Source organism: Faecalibacterium sp. An77 (assembly GCF_002161315.1).
GTDB lineage: Bacteria > Bacillota > Clostridia > Oscillospirales > Ruminococcaceae > Faecalibacterium.
In genome coordinates this window covers 1-21,721 of sequence record NZ_NFHK01000003.1, presented here as the reverse complement: position 1 = coordinate 21,721, position 21,721 = coordinate 1, and the positions used below count along the sequence as shown (strand labels likewise).

Genomic DNA, 21,721 nt, shown 5'->3' with positions numbered 1-21,721 from the left:
CCAGCGGGGAAAAACGCTGCCCGCTATTACAAAAAGGAGTGCGTGAGAGACGGCTCAGTTCAGCTTGAGGTCGCCTTCCTTGATCCAGCCCATCTGGCGCTCGATCTCGCAGAACAAAACGCTGAGGACGGCGGGCAGCACGAAGCAGAGCAGAAGCATCCCGATCCAGTCCCAGGAGGTGATAGCCGCCTTGGCTCCCGAGGCCAGATCGCTGACCCAGCCGGTGTACACACCGATGGGGCCCACCAGGCCGCAGGTGCCCATGCCCGAGGAGACGGCTGCGCCGTTCATCTCAAAGTGGAACAGACAGGTGGCCAGAGGTCCGGTGATGGCGCTGGCCAGGGTGGGGGCGATCCAGATGCGGGGATTGCGGACGATGTTGCCCATCTGGAGCATGCTGGTGCCCAGGCCCTGGCTCACCAGGCCGCCGACCCCGTTTTCGCGGTAGCTCATCACCGCAAAGCCCACCATCTGGGCGCAGCAGCCCGCCACCGCGGCGCCGCCGGCCAGACCGGTCAGGCCCAGGGCGGCGCAGATGGCCGCCGAGGAAATGGGCAGGGTCAAGGCCACGCCCACAATCACCGACACCAGAATGCCCATCACCAGGGGGGACTGCTCGGTGGCCCACATGATCAGGGTGCCCACCCGGTTGGCGGCCTCGCCGATGGGGGCCGCAATCAGCAGGGCCAGGGCCACGCCCGAAAAGATGGTCACCAGCGGGGTGACCAGAATGTCGATGCGGGTCTCTTTGCTGACGGCCTTGCCCAGCTCAGCCGCCACAATGGCGATGAGCAGCACCGCCAGAGGGCCGCCGGCGCCGCCCAGAGAGTTGGAGGCCCAGCCCACCGTCACCAGACTGAACAGCACCAGGTTGGGGGCGTGGAGGGCGCAGCCGATGGCGCAGGCCATGGCGGGGCCGCTCATGGCCGAGGCGTATCCGCCAATGGTAATCAGCATCTCCACCCCCAACTGCTGGCCCAGGGTGTTCAGGATGGTGCCCATCAGCAGGCTGGCGAACAGGCCCTGCGCCATGGCGCCCAGCGCCTCAATCAGGTAGCGCTGAGGGGTGATGACAATATCTTTGCGTTTTAAGAAATCTTTCACATTTTCCATCTTCCTACCGCCTTTCCGGTCCAAGGGCCGGCCTCCGGCCCGCAAATGTTCTGCATCAGATGGTCCATAGTATATCATACAGGTGTCAAGACAACAAGACGCCGGGGGAAAATTGGGCGATATGCCAGAAATTGCCGGAAAAACGTGCAATAATTCTGTCTCCGGAAGCGTTTTACTCCCAGTGAGCCTCTGTCTTGTGAAACCCGGCCGGCAGCCGGGACGCTCCCGGGAGCGTCCGGCGGACCCCTTTAAAGATTGACGGCAGAGCGCATTCTGGTGTATACTTAAAACATAATTTTTGGATGTTATGGAGGCTGAGCGAAACGGAATGAGACGAAAGATTTCGACCTTGTTTTCAAGAAAATCAGGAAGGGGCCGCGATCTGGGCCAATGCGTAGCCGCACTGGTCATTGCTCTGACCCTCACTGTGACGGGTGCCGCAGGGTATGCGGCGTCCATTTTTGAGCCGCAGACCCTGCTGGTGGAGCCCGCGGCGGTATATGATGAGGAAAACGACCTTTACACCGTCCCGGAGCAGGACGCCGAAGAACCGGCTGCTGAGGCTGAGGACCAGGTGTCTGAGAGCCAGCAGGCCGCTTCGGAGGCCGCTGAGCCGGTGAAGGAGACTGCCCCCGAGACGGCGGAAGAGCCCGCCGAACCGGCCGTGCAGCCCCAGGAGCCCGCAGCGGAGGAGCCCGCTGCCGCACCCCAGGACAGCGAGCCTGTGACCGATACCAACGCCGCTCCGGCGGAGGATGCGGAAGCCGCCGCCGAGCCGGTGGAGACCGATGTCCCGGCGGCTGAGCCGGTGAATCAGCCGGTGCTGGAAGAAGAAAACGGCCTGACCGAGATGGAAGTGCCGGTGGTTTACGCCACCAACGGCGAGAGCGTCTGGCAGGAGATGGACAGCGCCCTGGCCGCCGAGGACCCCCTCCAGGCCCGGTATGAGGCCACCACCATCACCCCGGACAGCAACGGCCGCATCACCCTGACCCCCGAGGAATTCAACCTGATGCTGGAAAACCAGAGCATCGACTGGGACAAAGAGAACTGCTTCACCTGGTTCTTCAACTGGCTGTTCAACTGGCTGTTCCCCGAGAAGGAGACGCCCTCCTATTCCGGCTGGCGCACCGAGGGCGGCAAGACCTATTATTATGACCCCGTCACCCACGAAAAGGTGACCGGTCTGCAGACCATCGACGACAAGATCTATTACTTCGACGCCAAGGGCGTCCGTCAGGACAACGTGACCTTCGGCATCGACGTGTCCCGCTACCAGCAGAAGGTGGACTGGAAGAAAGTCAAGGCGGCCGGCGCCTCCTTTGTTATCATCCGCATCGGCTACCGCGGCTATGAGACCGGCGCCCTGGTGCTGGACTCCATGTTCGAGAACCATTTCGCCGGAGCCAAGGCCGCAGGCCTGAAGGTGGGCGTGTACATTTTCAGCCAGGCCATCAATGAGGACGAAGCACGGGAAGAGGCATTTGCCTGCGCTTACGTCCTGAATGGCCGCAAGCTGGACTACCCTGTCTACTTCGACAGCGAGTACAGCACCTCCTCCCACACCGGCCGCGCCGACAACCTGTCCAAGGCGCAGCGCACCGCCTGTGCCGTGGCCTTCTGCGAAGAGCTGAAGAAGTACGGCTATGAGCCCGGCGTGTATGCGTCCACCAGCTGGTTCCAGAATCATCTGGACCTGTCGGCCCTGAAGGGCTACCGCATCTGGAACGCCCACTACGGCATCAGCGCCCCTGCCATGGATTGCGACATGTGGCAGGGCAGCTGTACCGGCAAGCTGACCGGCGTGAGCAGCAGCGGCCTGGATCTGAATATCAGCTACATGGGATAATCAGCGCGCTGCAAGCGCGTCACAAAGAGAAAAAGATGGTTTGGGGGCAAACGCTATGGACCGCGACCACATCGGCCTGATCGCCTCAGATATGGATTACACCCTGCTGGATGAAAACGGACAGCTGCCCGAAGGCTTTACCGAGCTGGTACGGGCGCTGAAAGAGGAGGGGATCTACTTTGCCGCGGCCAGCGGCCGGCCCCTCTATACCCTGGAAGCCATGTTCCCCGATCTGCGGGACCGCATGGCCCTGATCGGGGACAATGGCGGAGCCATCCGCTGGCGGGGCCGGGACATCTACCAGTCCCGGATGCCCACCGCCGATTATCGGGAAATGGCCATTGCCACCCGGGAGGCGGGGGACATCGGTGTCCTGTGCGGGCTGGAGAGCGCCTATGTGGAGCGCCAGTACCAGAGCTATGCCCGGGTGCTGGGCCAGTTCTACACCCGCGTGACCTATGTGGACGACCTGACGGTTCTGGACGTCCCGGCGGACAAGTACACCATCTACCTGCCCCGGGGCAATTCTCAGGAGGCCTACGACAAGATCTACGGCGACCTGTACGGAGAGCGGTTTTCGGTGGCGGTAGCCGGGGCCAACTGGGTGGACATCATGAACCGGGGCGTGGACAAAGGCGCCGCCCTGCGGGCGCTGGGACGAAGCCTGAACCTGACTTCGGCCAACCTGATGGCGTTTGGCGATACCTACAACGACGCCGAAATGCTCTGCACCGCCAAATACGGGTTCCTGATGGCCAACGGCAGCCAGGATCTGCGGGCCCGGGTATCTTTCCTGGCCCCGCCCCACTGGGATCAGGGCGTCATCCGCATCATGCGCCAGGTCTTGGACCAGGGCGGCTGGGTCTCACCCACCGACTTCAACCCCGCCCACTGACGTCCTTTTTCTTGAAAGAAAAAGGACGCAAAAAGAACTTTACTGGGTACCATACACTCTGGCCGCTCTTTATAACGTTTGTGAGAGTTGCAGACTGTGCCGCACTCACGTTTCGTCCGGGCTGTGCCCGGGTACGATGCAAAGTCCATCATAGCCTGGTTATCCCGAGTTTCAGCGGTGTTCTGCACCGGTATGTCTCCAAAATCGATCAAAGACAAAATCTTCGCTCCATTTGGGGCGGGGATTTTTTATTTTAAAGTGTGTTTTCTGCCGTTCGGGGTGACATGAATTTTTGCCCGTCCACCGCCACAAATTTTTGAATCAGAGGGCAGAACCGGGGGATTTCCTCCGCCCCTTCCGTCCTCAAAACGGCTTGTATCCAAGACGGGCCTTTCCCAACTATATAAAATAAAGCAAAAATGGGAAAATTTGAAATCGGGTCTTGACACCGGGGGGGGTATGGTATTATAGGCACACAAAGGAAAGGACCTTCCTTTGAACCTGTTTTGGGTCTCTATCTTTTTACACCATTAAGGAGGAAAAATTAACTATGAAGCTCAAGAAAATTGCTTCTCTGATGCTCGCTGGCGTTATGGCTGTCAGCATGCTGGCTGGCTGCTCTGGCAAGGGCGAGACCAAGCCCGAAGAGCCCGCTACCGGTGTGAACGCTACCACCGTGATCGCTGCTCTGGATAAGGATACCACCAAGAATGTTACCTTCACTGCTTCTGCTTCTCTGCAGGCTACCGCTGAGAAGGCTGTGACCTATGTCAATGATGGAGTTGTGAGTAAGTTCGATGTGAGCCTGCTGAAGAAAGTTGATACCAAGCTTTCCGATGTGAGACTGCCTGCTCCTGGTAAGAGCGGTACCTCAGGCACTACTGGCGCACAGGATAGTGTTGCACAGAGCCACACCTTCGTTGTGAATAGCGGTTCTCTGTACGGTGCCAGCGATAAGGCTACCGTTGATGCTCTGGCTAAGGCTATTGCTGCAGCCGGTGTTAGCGATGGTGGCATTGGTATGAGTGCTCTGCCCACCGAGAGCGGTAACTACGCTGTTACAGGTGTTGAGACCTACAAGTTTGATTTTGCCTATACTGCTGATGTGGCTGTGGTTTCTACTGCAAACGACAATGGTCAGGTGACTTATTACGCTGTTGTTACCCTGACTCGCACCCCGACCCGTACTGCTGTCGAGGCCTAATCTTTAAATTCTACTTATAACAAATACAGAGCACCATACTGTATTTGATGTAAGGGGCTGCCAGGTGTGAGACCGCCTGGCGGCCCGGGTAATAACCCATCCGATGTGGCGACAAAGGGGAATAATTAACCACTATTCCTTCTGTTGTTGATCGCACCAAAACAAAAGAACTTTTGCGTCACGAAAGATAGGGTCCCTCTGCGAGGGCCGGCTCCCACGAGCTGGCCCTCGCATTGTTTGTTATAAGGGAAACGTACAGAATAGAGAATGCACCCTGTGTCCAGAGCCCCGCTGGGGCGAGCCCGCAGGGCTGGGGGAAGAGAAACTCCCCGCTCCTTTTGCAGGAACGGGGATTTGTGATTTTATAGAGCTTTTTTCGGGTCAGAAAATTAGGTCTTGAAGCAGTTTGCATCGTACCGTGCCGCAGGCACAAACGCCGGGAATGAGCCGGAGCGTAAAGGCCCTGTAGAACCTTGGGAGACCCGCAAACTGCATGGTACCCAGTGAAGCCCTCTTGCGCTTAGCCAATTTTCTCTGCGGGCATGAATGCCCTTGTGAAAATTGGAGCGCTGCGCCAGCGGCGGCTCCCTGTTTCATCCACTGGATGCGGTCGCCGCCGCTGCCTTTTGCTTCCTTTTTCTTTCAAGAAAAAGGAAGGCAAGAAAAAGAAAGTCAGGAGAAAGAAATGAGGAAGGAAGTGGTGTGATCCTCCTGGCCGCTGATGTGGTAGGCGGGCTCCACGTCGGTGCCCCAGCTGTCGATGCCGCCTACGCCGCGAACGGCGCCCATCACCGTCAGGACGGTGCGGCTCACCGGCGGCAGCTCGTCCCGGTGGGCGGCGTTCTCCAGCTCCTGGGCCGTGTAGGGCAGTGCCGAGAAGGCAAAGGGCTTGCCGTCTGCCATCTGCACCGTCAGAGACGACGTGGTGCGGCGGGCGGTGTCCTGCTGTTCCAGGGTCAGGGTGTGGGTGCCCATGTGGACGCCGCAGTCCTGGGGAACCAGATAGGCCGGGATGTGGGGCTCTTCGGCCCAGCGGCCGAAGGTCGCGCCGCGGAACCGGTCGGGGTAGGTCTCTCCCGACAGGCCGGTCCAGCAGACCCGTGCGGCAGGCCGCAGGGTGGACAGACGAACGCCGAACACCGGCAGCTCGGGAGCGCCCTCGGCGCCGTGATAATGGGCGTCCACCCGCAGGGCGCTGCCCGTTACCGTGTACAGGATGTCGGCAGAGGTGCCCGGCACCGACGGGAATGCAAAAGTATAGCGGATGCGGACGCACGAGGCGGTCTTTTCCTCCACCTTCCAGCCCGTCACCTGGGGGTAGGCGTCGGCGGCCATCCAGGCGGCGCTCCGAATCGGGAATCCGCAGCCCTTGTCGTTTTCGGTGGCGGCACGCCAGAGGGCGGGCCGCGGCGCACGCCAAATCCACTCGTTGCCGTCGGCGGTGCGCAGGGAGGCCAGGCCGCCCTCGGTATAGGAGAACTGCAGCTCAAACCGGTCGCCCCGGACGCCCAGGTTCACGTCGCCCTCGGTGATGGTCAGGGGACCGCCGGCCCGCAGGGCAGGCAGGGTGCAGGTGGCTGCCCGGCGGGCGTTTTCGGCGTCGTGGGCGGCGCGGTGGGCCGGCGTGTCGTACCAGTAGCGGGCTTCCTGCATGGCCGGCTTTTCAGCGCCGTCGGCAAAGACGATGCCGTTGCCGCAGAAGGCGTAGTCGGTGGGACGCTCCCCGAAGTCGCCGCCATAGCCCAGCCGGCGGCCGGCAGGGCCGTCCTGCCACAGGGCCTGGTCCATATAGTCCCAAATGAATCCGCCCTGATACTGGGGGTACTCGTCGATCAGGCGGATATAGCTCTCCATGCCGCCCAGGCTGTTGCCCATGTCGTGCATGTACTCGCAGAGGATGAAGGGCTTGGCGGGTTTGCTTTCCAGATAGGCGCGGATCTCGTCGGGTTTGGCGTACATCCGGCTCTCCATGTCGCTGATCCGGTCAAAGGCCCGGCAGTGGAACACGCCCTCGTAGTGGACCAGACGTCCCGGGTCGTTGGCGTGGAAAAAGTCGCTCATGGCCAGGATGTCCTCGCCGGCATAGGACTCGTTGCCGCAGCTCCAGATCAGGACGGCGGTGTGGTTTTTGTCCCGCTCGAACATGGACCGGGCCCGGTCCACCACGCAGTCCTTCCACTCGGGCAGGCTGCCCGGCACGTTCCAGGAGGGCTCCACCGCCCCCATCTTCTGCCAGGAACCATGGCTTTCCAGGTTGGCCTCGTCGATCATATAGATGCCGTTCTGGTCGCACAGGTGATACCACAGGGTCTGGTTGGGGTAGTGGCAGGTGCGGACGGCGTTGATGTTGTTCCGGCGGAAGGTCTCCATGGCCCGGAACATATCCTCGGGACCGATGGCCCGGCCAGCCTCGGCGCTCCACTCGTGGCGGTTGACGCCGTTGAAGATGATCCGCTGGCCATTCAGCTCCATGACGCCCTGGTTCATCCCGAACCGGCGGAAGCCGGTCTCATAGGGCACCGTCTCCTGGACTTCCCCGGCGGCGTTCCGCAGGGTCAGGGTGACCTGATAGAGGGCGGGGTCGCTGTGATCCCACTTGCGAATCCGGGGCAGGGTCACCGGCTGGCCGTAGAAAAAACCGTCCTCTGCGGCCTGCAGGGGCATGGGGCCATCCCAGATGACGCCGCCGCCCGGCGCGGTCACAGTGCACTGAAGGGTACAGCCCTCCAGCGAGGCCCCCTGGGCGGCGCTGAGCCGCAGGCGGGGGGACAGGGTGCCGGTGGTGTTGTCGGTCTCCAGACCGGCCCGCAGCCACAGATCCTCGATGTGCAGGGCGGGTTTGGCGTAGAGATACACCGGGCGGAAGATGCCGAAGAACCGGAAAAAGTCCTGGTCTTCCAGCCAGCTGCCGCTGCAGTGCTTGTAGACCTCCACGCACAGGCGGTTTTCGCCTTCCTGCAGATAGGGCGTCAGGTCAAAGTCGGCGGGGGTAAAGCTGTCCTCACTGTAGCCCACAAACTGCCCGTTGCACCAGCAGTAGAAGGCCCGCTCCACGCCCTGGAAGGAGACGCAGACCCGCTTGTTCTGCAGGGCCTGGTCCAGGACAAAGGTCTTGACGTAGCTGCCCACAGCGGTGTCCTCCCAGGCAATCTGGGGCGGCCGGATGGCCCGGCGGCCATCCCAGGGGTACATGGTGTTGATGTACTGAATCTGACCATAGCCCTGCAGCTCGATGTGGCCGGGGACGGCGATCTCGCCGAAGCCGTCCAGACAAGCGCCGGCCTGCCAGAAATCAGCCGGCCGCTGATCGGGGCAGGGGCTGTAGGCGAACTGCCAGGGGCCGTCCAGGCTCTGGCGCAGCCCGTCGCCGGCGGCGTCGTACCAGGTGTGATCGGAGTGAGCGTCCAGCCGGTTGACCGCGAAAACCCGCGGATCTTCCAGCCAGCTCAGCTCGGGGCGGGAAGCGTTCATAGGGGGTACCTCCTTGCAAAAACCAGGCGGATGTAACAAAACCATTCTACATATGATTGTACCTTTGGGGCATAGCGCTGTCAACGCGAAAATCGCCCGTGAAAGATAGAGGAATGTTGCGTCCCCGCCGGCAGGCGGCGGGACACGCGGGGGCAAAATGAAACTTTTTGTAATTTCCTCTTGACAATACGGCAGAAAACTGGTATCATAAATGGGCATTCGGTACGGCGTATGGGGTGCCCACGAGGAGAGATGTCCGAGTGGTTTAAGGAAGCAGTCTTGAAAACTGCCGTGCGGCAACGCACCGTGGGTTCGAATCCCACTCTCTCCGCCATTTTTAATTGAATCAGTTTTAGCTGACTTTGCTCTGGAGTAGTACTCAAGAGGCCGAAGAGGCGCCCCTGCTAAGGGCGTAGGTCGGGAAACCGGCGCGAGGGTTCAAATCCCTCCTACTCCGCCAGAAAAGCACCAGGAACCACAGGATGGTTTCTGGTGCTTTTTTCATTGTCCGGGCGTCTTATTCGGCCAGCGAGAAGGTGACGGTCACGTTGCCGCGGCCCAGGGCGTCGGCCCAGCCGGTCAGGTTGTTCACCCGGCCCAGCCGGGTATAGCTCCAGCTGTTGGAGCCGTAGAAAAGGACGATCTGGTCCCCCTGGTACAGGACGATGTCTCCTGCATGGGTGGTGGTCTGGCGGTCGTTGGCGGGCAGGCTCTCGCCCAGGGGGCCTACCTTTTCAAATCCGCCGTAATTTTGCAGCCGCTGGGCCAGGGCCCGGGCGGTGTTGTTTTGTTCCAGCGTGGCCGCAAAGGTGCGGCCGTTTACCTGCAGTTGGATGGTCATGGTTTCTGCCTCCTTGGAAGGAATGGATGAAGCGGCCGCCGTCGGGGCGGGGCTGGACGCCCTGCTGGATGGGGTTTCGGCCGGGAGAGGGGCCGTACAGCTTCCCAGAAGCACCGCGGCCAGAACGCACCCCAGCAGCCGGAAAACAAGCGTATTCATGGACAGGACCGCCTTTCAAAGTAAGATGCGGGGCGGGCTGTGCAGCCGTCCCGTTTTCAGTATAAAACCGGCCGGGAGAAATAGCAAATACCTGTCTCCCATGGGCTGATATAACCTCTGGGCATAACAAAAAGGTCCGGACAGGGCGCGCAGGGCGTCCGGTTCGGACCTTTTGTTATTTAATAGGTATTGCAGCGGGGAGAGGGCCGGGGATTATTCCCAGGCCGGGGCCGCCGGCATCCGGCACAGCCGGTGATAGAAGAAGGAGAAGCAGATCAGATGCACCGTGAAGGTGACCGCCCAGGTGACAGGATAGGACAGGTACAGGACGGTCAGGTTGTGGAAGGATGCAAAGACGGTGTAAATCCAGATGACCCGCAGGACACAGGCGCCGGTCAGGGAGACGATGGTGGGGGTGACGGCAGCGCCCATGCCGCGGACCACGCCGCAGGTCACATCCATCAGGCCGCAGATCAGGTAGGGCAGACAGATGATGCGGATGCGTTCCAGGCCGTAGGGGATGATCTGGGGGTCGGAGGAATAGATGGACAAAAGTTCCCGCCCGAAGAAAACCGCCAGCCCGCCCAGGGCCAGGCCGATCACCGACACAATCAGGAGGCAGTCCCGCAGAATCAGGGGGATGCGCTCCTTTTTGCCGGCGCCGATGTTCTGGCTGGTGAAGTTGAGGGCCGCCTGATAGACCGAGTTCATGGCGGTGTAGACGAAGTTCTCGATGTTGGAGGAGGCGGTGCCGCCGGCCACCGCCAGGGTCCCGAAACTGTTGATGGAGGACTGAATCAGGACGTTGGAGATGGAGAACACCGCGCTCTGGATGCCGGCGGGCAGGCCCACCCGGACAATCTGCACCAGCACCGGCTTGCACAGGCGCATTTCCCGGGGGTGGAGCTGGTAGTGGGTGCCCGGTTCACTCAGGCACTGGATCACCAGGAACGCCGAAAGATACTGGGAGATGGAGGTGGCCAGGGCGACGCCCGCCACGTCCATCTGTAAGAACAGGACGAAGATGACGTTCAGGCCGGCGTTGGTGATGCCGGCGGCGGTCAGGAAAAACAGGGGGCGGCGGGTGTCGCCGGTGGCCCGCAGGATGCCTGCGCCGAAGTCATAGATCATCATGGCGGGCATGCCCACAAAGACGATCCGCATGTAGAGGATGGACTGGTCCAGCAGGTCGGCGGGGGTGTCCATCCAGCGCAGCAGAATGGGCATCAGGGGGACGCCCACCGCCACCAGCACCACGCCGCAGAACAGAGCCAGAAGCAGGGCGGTGTGGACGGTGTCGTGGACCCGCCGCCAGTCCTGGGCGCCGTAGCTGCGGGCCATCACCACGCTGCAGCCGATGGACAGGCCCAGGAACAGGTTGACCATCAGGCTGTTCAGGGAGGAGGTGGCGCCCACCGCCGCCATGGCGCTGCTGCTGGCGAACTGGCCCAGCACGATGATATCCGCCGCGTTGAATAAGAGCTGTAAAATACCCGAAGCCATCAACGGGATGGAAAAGCGCAGCAGATTGCCCACCAGAGGGCCGCTGCACATATCCACATCAGGGGAATGCCGCTTCATTTGTTGTGCCTTCTTTCCGCAATAATCGTGTAAAAACCCAAGATTCTCCGCAAGAGAAACAAACGTCTCCTAGTTTACTCCACTGCCGCCGGAAAAGCAAATATCTATTTTGTATACATGGATGCGCGGATTGTATAACAGAGCCCTCCCTCCCTCCGGCGCCGGGGACAAGGCCCCGGGGCGCAGTTTTCTGCGGGAAAAACGCCGGGAAATCCGGTCCAAAAGGCCACACTGGCCGCCGGTGCGGCGCTGTGGTAGGCTGAGACCGGAGAAAACCGCAGAAAGGAGGGCAGAACCCATGCAGTACAACAGCGGCCCGGACCGTTTCACAGGCGGCTGACGCCGGAAAGGAGGATTATGAAGGATATCATTGACGTGAGCCGCTACCAGGGGGTGATCGACTGGGAGCGGCTGGCGGGGAAGATCGGCGGCGCCATGCTCAAGACCGTGTCCACCAACAAGAGCTTCGGCGGCATCTACATCGACCCCCAGTTTGAGCGCAACTATGCCGAGTGCAGCCGGCTGGGGATTCCGGTGGGGGTGTACTACTACACCTATGCCCAGGACGTCCAGACGGCCGCCGCCGAGCTGGCCATGCTGCGCCAGGCGCTGACCGGCAAAACCCTGACCCTGCCGGTGGCGGTGGACGTGGAGGACAACAAGCTCAAGCCTTTGAGCGCCGACGCCCTCACCGATCTGGTGGCCTATGCCGCCGACACCATCGAGAGCTGGGGCCTGTACGCCATGGTGTACACCTATACCTATTACGCCAACACCGAGCTGGATATGGACCGTCTGGCGGCCTACGATTTGTGGATTGCCGACTATCGCGGCCAGCGCCCCGCCCGCAGCCACGGGATGTGGCAGTACACCAGCACCGGCCAGCTGGAGGGCATCGCCGGAAACGTGGACATCTCCCACGCCTACAAGGACTATCCCTCCATCGTCACCCGGGCGGGCCTGACCGGGCTGCGGGGGTGATGGAATGGAGAGCGTCATCGCGGCCGCCCTGTCGGGGGCGGTGACCCTGGTGGGGGTCCTGATCGCCAACAGCAAAAGCCAGGCCGTCACCGACACCAAGCTGGAGGAGCTGACCCGGGAGGTCCGGCTCCACAACAACTTTGCCCAGCGGGTGCCGGTGCTGGAAGAAAAGATGAAGGTCGCCGACCACCGCATCGGGGACCTGGAAAACAAACTGGAACACCTTACTTAAAAGAAAGGAGTATGCCATGAACGAAATTTCCATTGGCACCATTGCCCGCACCGCCTGCCTGGCCCTGGCTCTGACCAACCAGCTCCTGTCGGCGGCAGGCAAGCCGGTGCTGCCCATCGAGGACAGCCAGCTGGAACAGCTGGTGACTTCGGGCCTCACCGTGGCCGCGTCCCTGGCCGCCTGGTGGAAAAACAACAGCTTTACCCCGGCGGCCATCCGGGCCGACGAGGCTCTCAAGGCCTTCCGCGGGCAGTAAGCTGGTGAAACAAGGGTGATACCGCTTGACAAAGGGCGGGGGAGATAGTACACTCAACACAAGGAACTTCATCACCTTCACATAAAAGATGAAGAAGATTCACAAGTGGGGAAGTGTATCGGATGACTTTGTTTTCGTATGAGATCTTCGACGCGGTGGCGCGGCAGGGCAGCTTCAACAAGGCGGCCCAGCAGCTCCATCTGACTCCCTCCGCCATCAGCCACGCAATCGCCGTGATGGAGGAGGAGCTGGGCTTTGCCCTGTTCACCCGCGGCAAAAGCGGCGTGACCATGACCAGCTACGGCGCATCCCTTTACCCGGCCATTCGGGCGGTGCTGAACAGCGATGAAGCCCTGCAGCAGAGCATTGCCCGCCTCAACGGCCTGGAAAAGGGCAAGGTTCGCCTGGGGACCTTCAGCTCGGTGTGCACCCATCTGCTGCCGGGCATCCTCCAGAGCTTCAAGGCCCAGTATCCGCAGATCGACGTGGAGGTCTATCAGGGCACCTACGACGACGTCAAGGAATGGCTGCGCAGCGGCCAGGTGGACATCGGTTTCCTGGCCTCCAGCTGTCAGGAGGAGTTCACCCTGACCGAGCTGCTGCGGGAGCCGCTGCTGGCCCTGCTGCCGGCCGACTGGCCCGCTCCGCCCGACGGGGTGATGACCCCCGCCATGATGAGCCAGAAAAACTTTGTGGTGCAGGGCGACGCCACCGACGCCGACATGCGCCGGTTTTTGAAGAAGTACAAGATCGGGGTTCAGCGCTGCTGCCATGTCATCGATGATATGGCCAACATCGCCATGGTGGAGGCCGGCGTGGGCATGTCCATCCTGCCCCAGCTGACGGTGAAGGACTGCCAGGCCAATATCCAGATCCTGCCCATCGAGCCCTCGGAGGAGCGCGTGGTGGGTCTGGCTCTGCCCCGACCCTCGGCCATGGCCCCGGCGGTGGAACAGATGTTCCGCCACATCGTGGACTACTGCACCGCCGGCAAGGCGGAAGCCTGAGCGTTCATCGGAAACCGCAAAAAGCGGCAGCTGTGAAAACAGCTGCCGCTTTTGCAGTTATTGGGTCTCCCGCATGGGCCGGCGGAAGGTGAAATTCTGGATGCGGTCAATGAGGTAGGAGGACAGGGTGACGGTAATCAGGGAGAAGGCGATGCGGGTCAGGGGGATGTAGCTGAGGGAGAGGAACAGGACCACCAGGTCGGTGAACAGGTAAGAGCGGGACAGCCGCCACCCGCTGACCCGGGAAATGGTGAGGGCCAGGGCGTCGTCGCCGCCGCTGGACCCGCCCTGCCGCACAATGATGCCCACCCCGACGCCCACAAACAGGGCGCCCGCCAGGGCCGCCATCAGAGGATGGCCGGACAGGTCGGGCAGCATGGGCGGGAACTGTTCCCACAGCTTGTAAAACAGGGACACGCTGAGGGTGGAAATGGCGGAAATCTTGATGAAGCCGCCGCCCAGATACTTGAAGGCCAGCAGATAACAGCTCAGGTCCAGCACCGGGGTGATGAAGGCGGGGGAAACCCCCAGCCAGTGCTCGACGAACAGCATCAGGCCGATGACGCCGCCCTCGGTGATGCCGGTCTGCTGGTGAATGTTGTGGATGCCGAAGGTGGCGATCATGGCGCCCAGAAGGATGAGCCCCACCCGCCGGAAGGTGATTCCCTCTCCCAGACGGCGGAGCCAGACGGATACGGTGCTGCGAGACATACAAACTCCTCTTGCATTGCGGATTGATTTCATTACAATGATAGTATAAAGGATATAGTAACTATAGTGTCAAGGGGGCAGACATGGAAAATCTCTTTTCGATCGGCGAGGTGGCCCGCTATCAGAACATCTCCAAGCAGACCCTGATTTTCTACGACAAAATCGGGCTGTTCCGGCCCACCTGGGTGGACCTGGACAACGGCTACCGCTATTACAGTGCCAGCCAGATCGACTACCTGGACACCATCCTGATTATGAAGAAGATCGGTTTCTCCCTTCAGGAGATCCGGGCCCATATGGAGCACTATGACCTGGACAGCAGCCTGGCCACCCTGCACCGTCAGCTGGATGTCATCGACCAGAAAATCGAGGAGCTGCGGATGCTCCGCAGCCGGGTCCAGAACCGGTGCGGCCAGATGGAGGCCTCGCTGGCCCACTGCCGGCCGGGGCAGAACATCGGCCTGGAATACGCCGGGGAACAGTATCTCCTCTGCCGGCCGGTGGAGCCGCCCTGTACCCTGCGGGAAATCAGTGTGGCCACCAAGCAGTGCTTTGCCGAGGCTTTCCGGGAGAAACTGCCGGTGTTTTTCCAGTGCGGGGTGGTGGTGCCGCGGGAGCGGATTTTGGCGGGGCGGTACACCGAGGCCTCCCTGGCCTTTCTGCCCATCGAAAAGACCGACCAGGCCGGGAACATCCATCGGATGCCGGCGGGACGGCTGGCCTGCATCTACCATGTGGGGGATTATCTGTCGGTGGGCCGGTCCTACCGGCAGCTGCTGGACTATTGCCGGGACAACGGCCTGCGGATCGTGTCCGACGCCTACGAATTCTGCATCAACGACTACCTCACCACCCACGACGAGAGCGAATACATCACCAAAATCGCCTTCTATGTGGAAAACGAGGCCCAGGAAAACTGACAACAAAAACGCCCCGCCGGTTTCAGGACCAGCGGGGCGCTGTGTTATGTGACGTTATGCAGATTCCGAGGAGCGGGAGAAGCGGCGGGGCGCCGGGTTCTCGTTTTCCTCAGGCCGGGGCGGGATGGGGGTCAGGCGGATTTCCGCCACCCGGCGGCGGGCGGTGTGGGTGACCACGCCGCTGTAGTTCCCCAGCCGGAAGCCGTCCCCCACCTTGGGCAGATGGCCGGTCAGGTCCTGCAGCAGGCCGTTGACGGTGTTGGAGTCGGTCTCCTGGGGCGGGATGTCCAGTTTGTCGTACAGGTCATCCACGCTGGCCGAGCCGGACACCAGCCAGCTGCCGTCCGACTGCTGGCGGAAGTCCTCCACCGCCTCGTCGTGTTCGTCCCAGATTTCGCCCACCAGCTCCTCCAGGATGTCCTCCAGGGTGATGATGCCCTCGGTGCCGCCGTATTCGTCCACCACCACCGCCATGTGATGGTGCTCCTCGCGGAAGGTGCGGAGCATGGCGGAGATCTTGGTGGTGCCGGTGGTGAACAGGGCCGGGGTCACCAGGCTCTGTAAGGTGGTCTGCTTGTGGAGGCGGGCCAGATAATAGTCCTTTTCGTGGACCACGCCGATGATGTCGTCGATGGTGCCGTGATAGACCGGCAGACGGGAATAGCCCGATTCGGCAAAGACCTGGGCCAGCTCCTCCAGCGGGGTGGTATCCCGCACGGCCACCACGTCCACGCGGGGGGTCAGGATTTCCTGGACCTCCACGTCGTCGAACTCAATGGCGCTGCGGATCAGCTCGCCCTCCCGGTCGGTCAGCTCGCCTTCGCTCTCGGCCTCCGAGACCATGGTGATCAGCTCGCCCTCGGTGATGGTGTCGGGCTCCTCCTGGGCGCGGAAGAAATGGCCGATCAGCTTTTTCCACTGGGTGAACAGCCAGTTCAGCGGGGTCAGCAGGGTGACAATCACCTGCAGGATGGGGGCCACCGCGGTGGCGAATGCCTCGGGGGATTCCTTGGCCATGCTCTTGGGGGTGACCTCGCCGAAGATCAGCACCACCAGCGTCAGCACAATGGTGGAGAGGGTGGGGCCCTTTTCGGCGCCCACCAGCTGGATAAAGAGAACGGTACCCAACGAGGAGGCCGAGATGTTTACGATGTTGTTGCCGATGAGGATGGAGGACAGGAGCTTGTCATACTGCTCCGCCAGCGCCAGCACCCGCGCGGCCTTTTGGTCGCCGTTTTCGGCCCGGTTTTTCAGCCGGATCTCGTTCAGAGAGGAATAGGCGGTCTCGGAAGCGGAGAAAAAGCCGGAAAGAGCGATCAACACGACCAGCGCCGCAACGATCATCATACTGCCATCGTCCATAATGGATAAATCAACTCAACTTTCTTTGGTCAAAGGGTGAAAAACGGACGGGCCCGCCGGATTCCAACGGCCGGAAACAGGCCCGGGGAAAGGGCCCGGAACGGGGCGGCTTTCCCGCGCATGGGCGGAGCGTCCGCCCAAAAAAATGTGCCTCCCGACGCCGGCTTCCGGCGACGGAAAGCACATTTCAATGCTTATCATAGCATATTTAGCCCATGTATTCAAGGGGCCGGGCCGGATTTGCCCACCCCTTTACAGAGGCTTTACCTGAGGATAAACTGGCTGCCGTCCCAGTCCACCGTCAGGGTTGCACCCTCGGCAAAGTCGCCGCGGATGATGGCCTTGGCCACGATGGTCTCGATGCGGCTCTGGATGAACCGCTTGATGGGACGGGCGCCGTAGACGCTGTCGTAGGCGGCGTCCAGAATGGCGTCGCAGGCGGCGGTGGTGATCTCCAGCTTGAGGTGCTTGCCCTCCTCCATCCGGCGGCGCAGGTCGTTCAGCTGCAGGTCCACAATCTTGCGGGCCTCCTCTTTGGTGAGGCTCTTGTAGTAGACGATCTCGTCCAGACGGTTGAGGAACTCGGGACGGAACTTGCTGCGCAGCAGGGCGTCGATCTGCTGGCGGGCCTCGGCGCTCAGCTCGTTGGAGCCGGAGGCGCGGCTCTGCTCCAGGTCGTTCAGGATGATGTCGCTGCCCAGGTTGGAAGTCAGGATGATGATGGTGTTCTTGAAGTCCACCGTCCGGCCCTGGCTGTCGGTGATGCGGCCATCGTCCAGCACCTGCAGCAGGATGTTGAAGACGTCGGGGTGGGCCTTTTCCACCTCGTCGAACAGCACCACGCTGTAGGGCTTGCGGCGGACGGCCTCGGTCAGCTGGCCGCCCTCCTCATAGCCCACGTATCCCGGAGGCGCGCCGATCAGGCGGCTGACGCTGAATTTCTCCATATATTCGGTCATGTCGATCCGAACCAGGTTCTTTTCGTCGTCGAACAGGCTCTCGGCCAGGGCCTTAGCCAGCTCGGTCTTGCCCACGCCGGTGGGGCCCAGGAACAGGAAGCTGCCGATGGGCCGGTTGGGGTTGGCGATGCCGGCACGGCTGCGCAGGATGGCTTCGCTCACCTTGGTGACGGCCTCGTCCTGGCCGATGACCCGCTTATGCAGCACATCGTCCAGATGGAGCAGTTTCTCCCGCTCGCCCTCCACCAGTTTCTCCACCGGAATGCCGGTCCAGCGGGCCACGATCCGGGCGATCTCCTCGTCGGTGACCCGGTCCCGCAGGAGGCTGGCCTCCTTCTTCTCGGCGGCCAGTTTTTCCTCGGCAGCCAGCTCCTTCTGGAGCTCGGGCAGGCGGCCGTATTTCAGCTCGGCGGCCTTGTTCAGGTCGTACTCCCGCTGGGCTTTCTCGATGGCGGCGTTGGTCTGCTCGATCTGCTCCCGCAGGGTCTGGACCTTGCCGATGGCGTTCTTCTCATTTTCCCACTGGGCCTTCATCTGCTTGAACTTGTCCTGCAGCTCGGCCAGCTCCCGCTCGATGTCCTTCAGCCGGCTCTGGCTCAGGGCGTCGGTCTCCTTTTTCAGGCTGACCTGCTCGATCTGCAGCTGGGTGATCTTGTGGGCCATGTCGTCCATCTCGCTGGGCATGCTGTCCATCTCGGTCTTGATCATGGCGCAGGCTTCGTCCACCAGGTCGATGGCTTTGTCGGGCAGGAAACGGTCGGTGATGTACCGGTCGCTGAGGGTGGCGGCAGCAATCAGGGCGCTGTCGTTGATCTTGACGCCGTGGAACACTTCATACCGCTCTTTCAGGCCCCGCAGGATGGAGATGGTGTCCTCCACGGTGGGTTCGTCCACCTGCACCGGCTGGAACCGGCGCTCCAGGGCGGGGTCCTTCTCGATATACTGGCGGTACTCGTCCAGGGTGGTGGCGCCGATGCAGTGCAGCTCGCCGCGGGCCAGCATGGGCTTCAGCAGGTTGCCGGCGTCCATGGCGCCGTCGGTCTTGCCGGCGCCCACAATGGTGTGCAGCTCATCGATGAAGAGGATGATTTTGCCCTCGCTCTTCTTCACCTCGTTCAGCACGCTCTTGAGACGCTCCTCGAACTCGCCGCGGTACTTGGCGCCGGCCACCAGAGCGCCCATGTCCAGGCTGAAGATGGTCCGGTCTTTCAGGTTCTCGGGCACGTCGCCCCGGACAATCCGCTGGGCCAGGCCCTCGGCGATGGCGGTTTTGCCCACGCCGGGCTCACCGATCAGGCAGGGGTTGTTCTTGGTTTTACGGGACAGGATACGGATGACGTTGCGGATCTCCTGGTCCCGGCCAATGACGGGGTCCAGCTTCTGCTTGCGGGCCAGATCCACCAGATCCTGGCCGTACTTCTGCAGGGCGTTGTAAGTCTCCTCGGGGTTGTCGGTGGTGACGCGCTGGTTGCCGCGCACCGAGCTGAGCACCTTGAGGAAACTGTCCTTGGTGATGCCGAAGGCCCGGAACAGTTCGGCGGTGTTGCTGGTGGTCTCGCTCAGCAGGCCCAGCATCAGATGCTCGACGCTGATGAACTCGTCCTTCATGGCCTTGGCCTCCCGGGCGGCGGCGCTCAGGGCTTTGTCGGCGGCCTGGGAGATATAGATTTTGTCGGGGTCACGGCCCGAGCCGGACACCCGGGGCAGGGCCGACAGCTTTTCGGCCACGGCGGCGGTGAAGCTGCCGGTGTCCACGCTCATTTTCTGGAGCAGCTGGGGGATCAGCCCGTTTTCCTGGCTGGCAATGGCCAGCAGCAGGTGTTCGGGCTCCAGGGCGTTGTGCTGGTACTCCACAGCCAGCTGCTGGGCCGCCTGGATGGCCTCGATGGTTTTCTGGGTGTATTGATTGGTATTCATAAAAGCTTCCCTCCATTCACCGGTGCGCTCGGCGCACGCGGGGGTGCAGTGATGCCGTAAAGTGGATGATTCCGCCGGCGGTGCAGCGTGACTTTGTCACTCTTGCGACGCAGCTGCTAACACGGCGGCGGGAGAAAGAAACCCGACCCCGAAGGGGCGGATGTGCAAACGAATTGAATCATGGAGCGCACCTCCTGAACGGCTTTAGCACTCTATTCTTACGACTGCTAAGAGTATATCCCTTTCCCGCCTTTCTGTCAAGGGGAAAGGGCCGGAAAACCGGATGTTCACAAAAAGTTTACGCCTGCCGGGGAGATGGACAAACATTTGGCAATCTCTGCCCCTTTTGTTGTGGGAGCATCCAAAAAGCGGCTTGTGCCCTTGTAATGTGCGGGAAAAATGTGGTATAATTACACTGACCAGATAGGTATGTGCCGCCTGGCGGGATGCAGGGCGGCGTCTTGTCTATGGATAAACACTAAACGGAGGGACGTAAGCAATGGAAACGTATGGCATTGAGAAATACGGCATCATTGGCCCCAAGGCCGTGTACCGCAACCTGACCCCTGCACAGCTGACTGAGGCTGCACTGCGCCGCGGCGAGGGCAGCCTGAGCAAGACCGGCGCCCTGGTGGTGACCACCGGCAAGTACACCGGCCGCTCGCCCAACGACAAGTTCATTGTGGACACCGAGGGTGTGCACAATGACATCGCCTGGGGCAAGGTCAACCGCCCCATCAGCCGCGAGAAGTTCGACGCCATCAAGGGCAAAGTGGCTGCCTACCTGCAGGGCCGCGAGATCTTCATCTTCGACGGCTACGCCGGCGCAGACCCCAAGTACACCAAGAAGTTCCGCATCATCAATGAGCTGGCCAGCCAGAACCTGTTCATCCACCAGCTGCTGATCCGCCCCACCGCAGAGCAGCTGGCCGAGTACGGCGAGGCTGACTACACCATGCTGGTGGCCCCCGGCTTCAAGTGCGATCCCGCTGTGGACGGCGTCAACAGCGAGGCCGCCATCATGATCGACTATGAGGCTCACCTCATCGTCATCGCCGGCAGCCAGTACAGCGGCGAGATCAAGAAGAGCGTCTTCTCCACCATGAACTACGTCATGACCAAGGAGAACGTCCTGCCCATGCACTGCTCGGCCAACATGGACCCCGAGACCCACGAGACCGCCGTCTTCTTCGGCCTGTCCGGCACCGGCAAGACCACCCTGTCTGCTGACCCCGCCCGCAAGCTGATCGGCGACGACGAGCACGGCTGGAGCCCCGACGGCATCTTCAACTTTGAGGGCGGCTGCTACGCCAAGTGCATCAACCTGAAAGAGGAGAACGAGCCCGACATCTTCCGCGCCATCAAGTTTGGTTCTCTGGTGGAGAACGTGGTCATGGACCCCGAGACCCGCGAGCTGAACTTTGACGATGACAGCCTGACCGAGAACACCCGCGTGGGCTACCCCGTGGACTACATCTCCAACGCGCAGATCCCCGGCGAGGGCGGCATCCCCAAGGTGGTCATCTTCCTGACCGCTGACGCCTTCGGTGTTCTGCCTCCGATCAGCCGCCTGAGCAAGGAAGCCGCCATGTACCACTTCGTCACCGGCTTCACTTCCAAGCTGGCCGGCACCGAGCGCGGCATCACCGAGCCCCAGCCCACCTTCTCCACCCTGTTCGGCGAGCCCTTCATGCCCATGGATCCCCAGGTCTACGCCAAGATGCTGGGCGACAAGCTGGATGCTTACGGCACCAAGGTCTACCTGGTCAACACCGGCTGGGCAGGCGGCAGCGCAGCTGCTGGCGCCAAGCGCATGAAGCTGAGCTACACCCGCGCCATGGTCTCCGCTGCTCTGAACGGCGACTTTGACAACGTGGAGTTCAAGCATCACGACGTCTTCAACGTGGACTATCCCACCAGCTGCCCCGGCGTGCCCGCCGAGATGCTGGATGCCCGCGGCATGTGGGCTGACAAGGCTGCTTACGACGAGCAGGCCAACAAGCTGGCCAAGATGTTCGAGGACAACTTCTCCAAGAAGTATCCCCACATGGCTGCTGAGATTGCCAACGCTGGCCCCAAGGCAAAGTAAGGGATTTTTCCATCCAATCTGAATCATAAAAAGCCCGCCGTCCTGGTTTTCGGGACTGAACCGCCCCATATTGTGCGGACAGTACAAAAAAGAGGCCTGCAAGGGGTAGAACAAGCGAATTAAAGACTGGCCTGGCGAAGCGAGAGCGGAGCCAGGCCAGTCTTTGTCTGGAGC

16 protein-coding genes and 2 tRNA genes are annotated in these 21,721 nt (G+C 61.4%); 11 read left to right on the top strand and 7 right to left on the bottom strand.

Going from position 1 to position 21,721, the window contains the following annotated elements; all coding sequences use genetic code 11:
- Positions 1-54: 54 nt before the first annotated feature.
- Positions 55-1,113: a PTS sugar transporter subunit IIC gene (locus B5G28_RS02020; RefSeq protein WP_087245946.1), complete on the bottom strand. Its 1,059-nt coding sequence runs from the start codon at positions 1,111-1,113 to the stop codon at positions 55-57.
- Between the two features lie 328 nt (positions 1,114-1,441).
- Between B5G28_RS02020 and B5G28_RS02015 the strand changes: the two genes are divergently transcribed.
- The 3 genes from B5G28_RS02015 (at position 1,442) to B5G28_RS02005 (ending at position 5,061) form a co-directional block, all read left to right on the top strand.
- Entirely contained in the window at positions 1,442-2,962 is a 1,521-nt protein-coding gene (locus B5G28_RS02015) for a GH25 family lysozyme (RefSeq protein ID WP_087245944.1), read from the top strand.
- 55 nt (positions 2,963-3,017) lie between these two features.
- The gene (locus B5G28_RS02010) at positions 3,018-3,857 is read left to right on the top strand and encodes an HAD family hydrolase (RefSeq protein WP_087245942.1); all 840 of its coding nucleotides are present in this window, start codon (positions 3,018-3,020) and stop codon (positions 3,855-3,857) included.
- Positions 3,858-4,407: 550 nt separating this feature from the next.
- Entirely contained in the window at positions 4,408-5,061 is a 654-nt protein-coding gene (locus B5G28_RS02005) for a hypothetical protein (protein ID WP_087245940.1), read from the top strand.
- Positions 5,062-5,733: 672 nt separating this feature from the next.
- On the opposite strand, the gene B5G28_RS02000 is transcribed toward B5G28_RS02005, so the two are convergent.
- Positions 5,734-8,532, bottom strand: a complete 2,799-nt coding sequence (locus B5G28_RS02000; protein ID WP_087245938.1) for a glycoside hydrolase family 2 TIM barrel-domain containing protein — start codon at positions 8,530-8,532, stop codon at positions 5,734-5,736.
- Between the two features lie 246 nt (positions 8,533-8,778).
- Between B5G28_RS02000 and B5G28_RS01995 the strand changes: the two genes are divergently transcribed.
- Positions 8,779-8,866, top strand: a tRNA-Ser gene (locus B5G28_RS01995).
- Between the two features lie 35 nt (positions 8,867-8,901).
- Positions 8,902-8,992, top strand: a tRNA-Ser gene (locus tag B5G28_RS01990).
- A gap of 57 nt (positions 8,993-9,049) precedes the next feature.
- On the opposite strand, the gene B5G28_RS01985 is transcribed toward B5G28_RS01990, so the two are convergent.
- Positions 9,050-9,373 (bottom strand): cyclophilin-like fold protein, encoded by a 324-nt coding sequence (locus B5G28_RS01985; RefSeq protein ID WP_158099572.1) that lies wholly within the window; start codon positions 9,371-9,373, stop codon positions 9,050-9,052.
- 372 nt (positions 9,374-9,745) lie between these two features.
- Positions 9,746-11,113 carry an MATE family efflux transporter gene (locus tag B5G28_RS01975; protein WP_087245934.1) on the bottom strand — a complete coding sequence of 456 codons (1,368 nt, stop codon included), beginning with the start codon at positions 11,111-11,113 and terminating at the stop codon, positions 9,746-9,748.
- Positions 11,114-11,470: 357 nt separating this feature from the next.
- Between B5G28_RS01975 and B5G28_RS01970 the strand changes: the two genes are divergently transcribed.
- From B5G28_RS01970 to B5G28_RS01955, 4 genes are all read left to right on the top strand, one after another.
- Positions 11,471-12,094, top strand: coding sequence for a GH25 family lysozyme (locus B5G28_RS01970; RefSeq protein ID WP_087245932.1), 624 nt, complete (start codon positions 11,471-11,473; stop codon positions 12,092-12,094).
- Between the two features lie 4 nt (positions 12,095-12,098).
- Complete coding sequence (locus B5G28_RS01965; RefSeq protein WP_087245931.1) at positions 12,099-12,326, top strand: hypothetical protein; 228 nt, start codon at positions 12,099-12,101, stop codon at positions 12,324-12,326.
- Between the two features lie 16 nt (positions 12,327-12,342).
- On the top strand, positions 12,343-12,582 hold the full coding sequence (locus B5G28_RS01960; RefSeq protein ID WP_087245929.1) for a phage holin: 240 nt from the start codon (positions 12,343-12,345) through the stop codon (positions 12,580-12,582).
- A 122-nt stretch (positions 12,583-12,704) separates the two neighbouring features.
- Positions 12,705-13,589 (top strand): LysR family transcriptional regulator, encoded by an 885-nt coding sequence (locus tag B5G28_RS01955; protein ID WP_087245927.1) that lies wholly within the window; start codon positions 12,705-12,707, stop codon positions 13,587-13,589.
- A 57-nt stretch (positions 13,590-13,646) separates the two neighbouring features.
- On the opposite strand, the gene B5G28_RS01950 is transcribed toward B5G28_RS01955, so the two are convergent.
- Complete coding sequence (locus tag B5G28_RS01950) at positions 13,647-14,300, bottom strand: YitT family protein (protein ID WP_087245925.1); 654 nt, start codon at positions 14,298-14,300, stop codon at positions 13,647-13,649.
- An 83-nt stretch (positions 14,301-14,383) separates the two neighbouring features.
- Between B5G28_RS01950 and B5G28_RS01945 the strand changes: the two genes are divergently transcribed.
- Positions 14,384-15,220, top strand: coding sequence for a MerR family transcriptional regulator (locus B5G28_RS01945; RefSeq protein WP_087245923.1), 837 nt, complete (start codon positions 14,384-14,386; stop codon positions 15,218-15,220).
- A gap of 54 nt (positions 15,221-15,274) precedes the next feature.
- On the opposite strand, the gene B5G28_RS01940 is transcribed toward B5G28_RS01945, so the two are convergent.
- Both B5G28_RS01940 and clpB read right to left on the bottom strand, forming a co-directional pair.
- Positions 15,275-16,582, bottom strand: coding sequence for a hemolysin family protein (locus tag B5G28_RS01940; protein WP_087245921.1), 1,308 nt, complete (start codon positions 16,580-16,582; stop codon positions 15,275-15,277).
- A 263-nt stretch (positions 16,583-16,845) separates the two neighbouring features.
- The gene (gene clpB, locus B5G28_RS01935; protein ID WP_087245919.1) at positions 16,846-19,458 is read right to left on the bottom strand and encodes an ATP-dependent chaperone ClpB; all 2,613 of its coding nucleotides are present in this window, start codon (positions 19,456-19,458) and stop codon (positions 16,846-16,848) included.
- Positions 19,459-19,957: 499 nt separating this feature from the next.
- Here clpB and pckA point away from each other — a divergent pair, with 499 nt between their 5' ends.
- Positions 19,958-21,547: a phosphoenolpyruvate carboxykinase (ATP) gene (pckA, locus tag B5G28_RS01930; RefSeq protein ID WP_087245917.1), complete on the top strand. Its 1,590-nt coding sequence runs from the start codon at positions 19,958-19,960 to the stop codon at positions 21,545-21,547.
- The last annotated feature ends 174 nt before the right edge of the window (positions 21,548-21,721 follow it).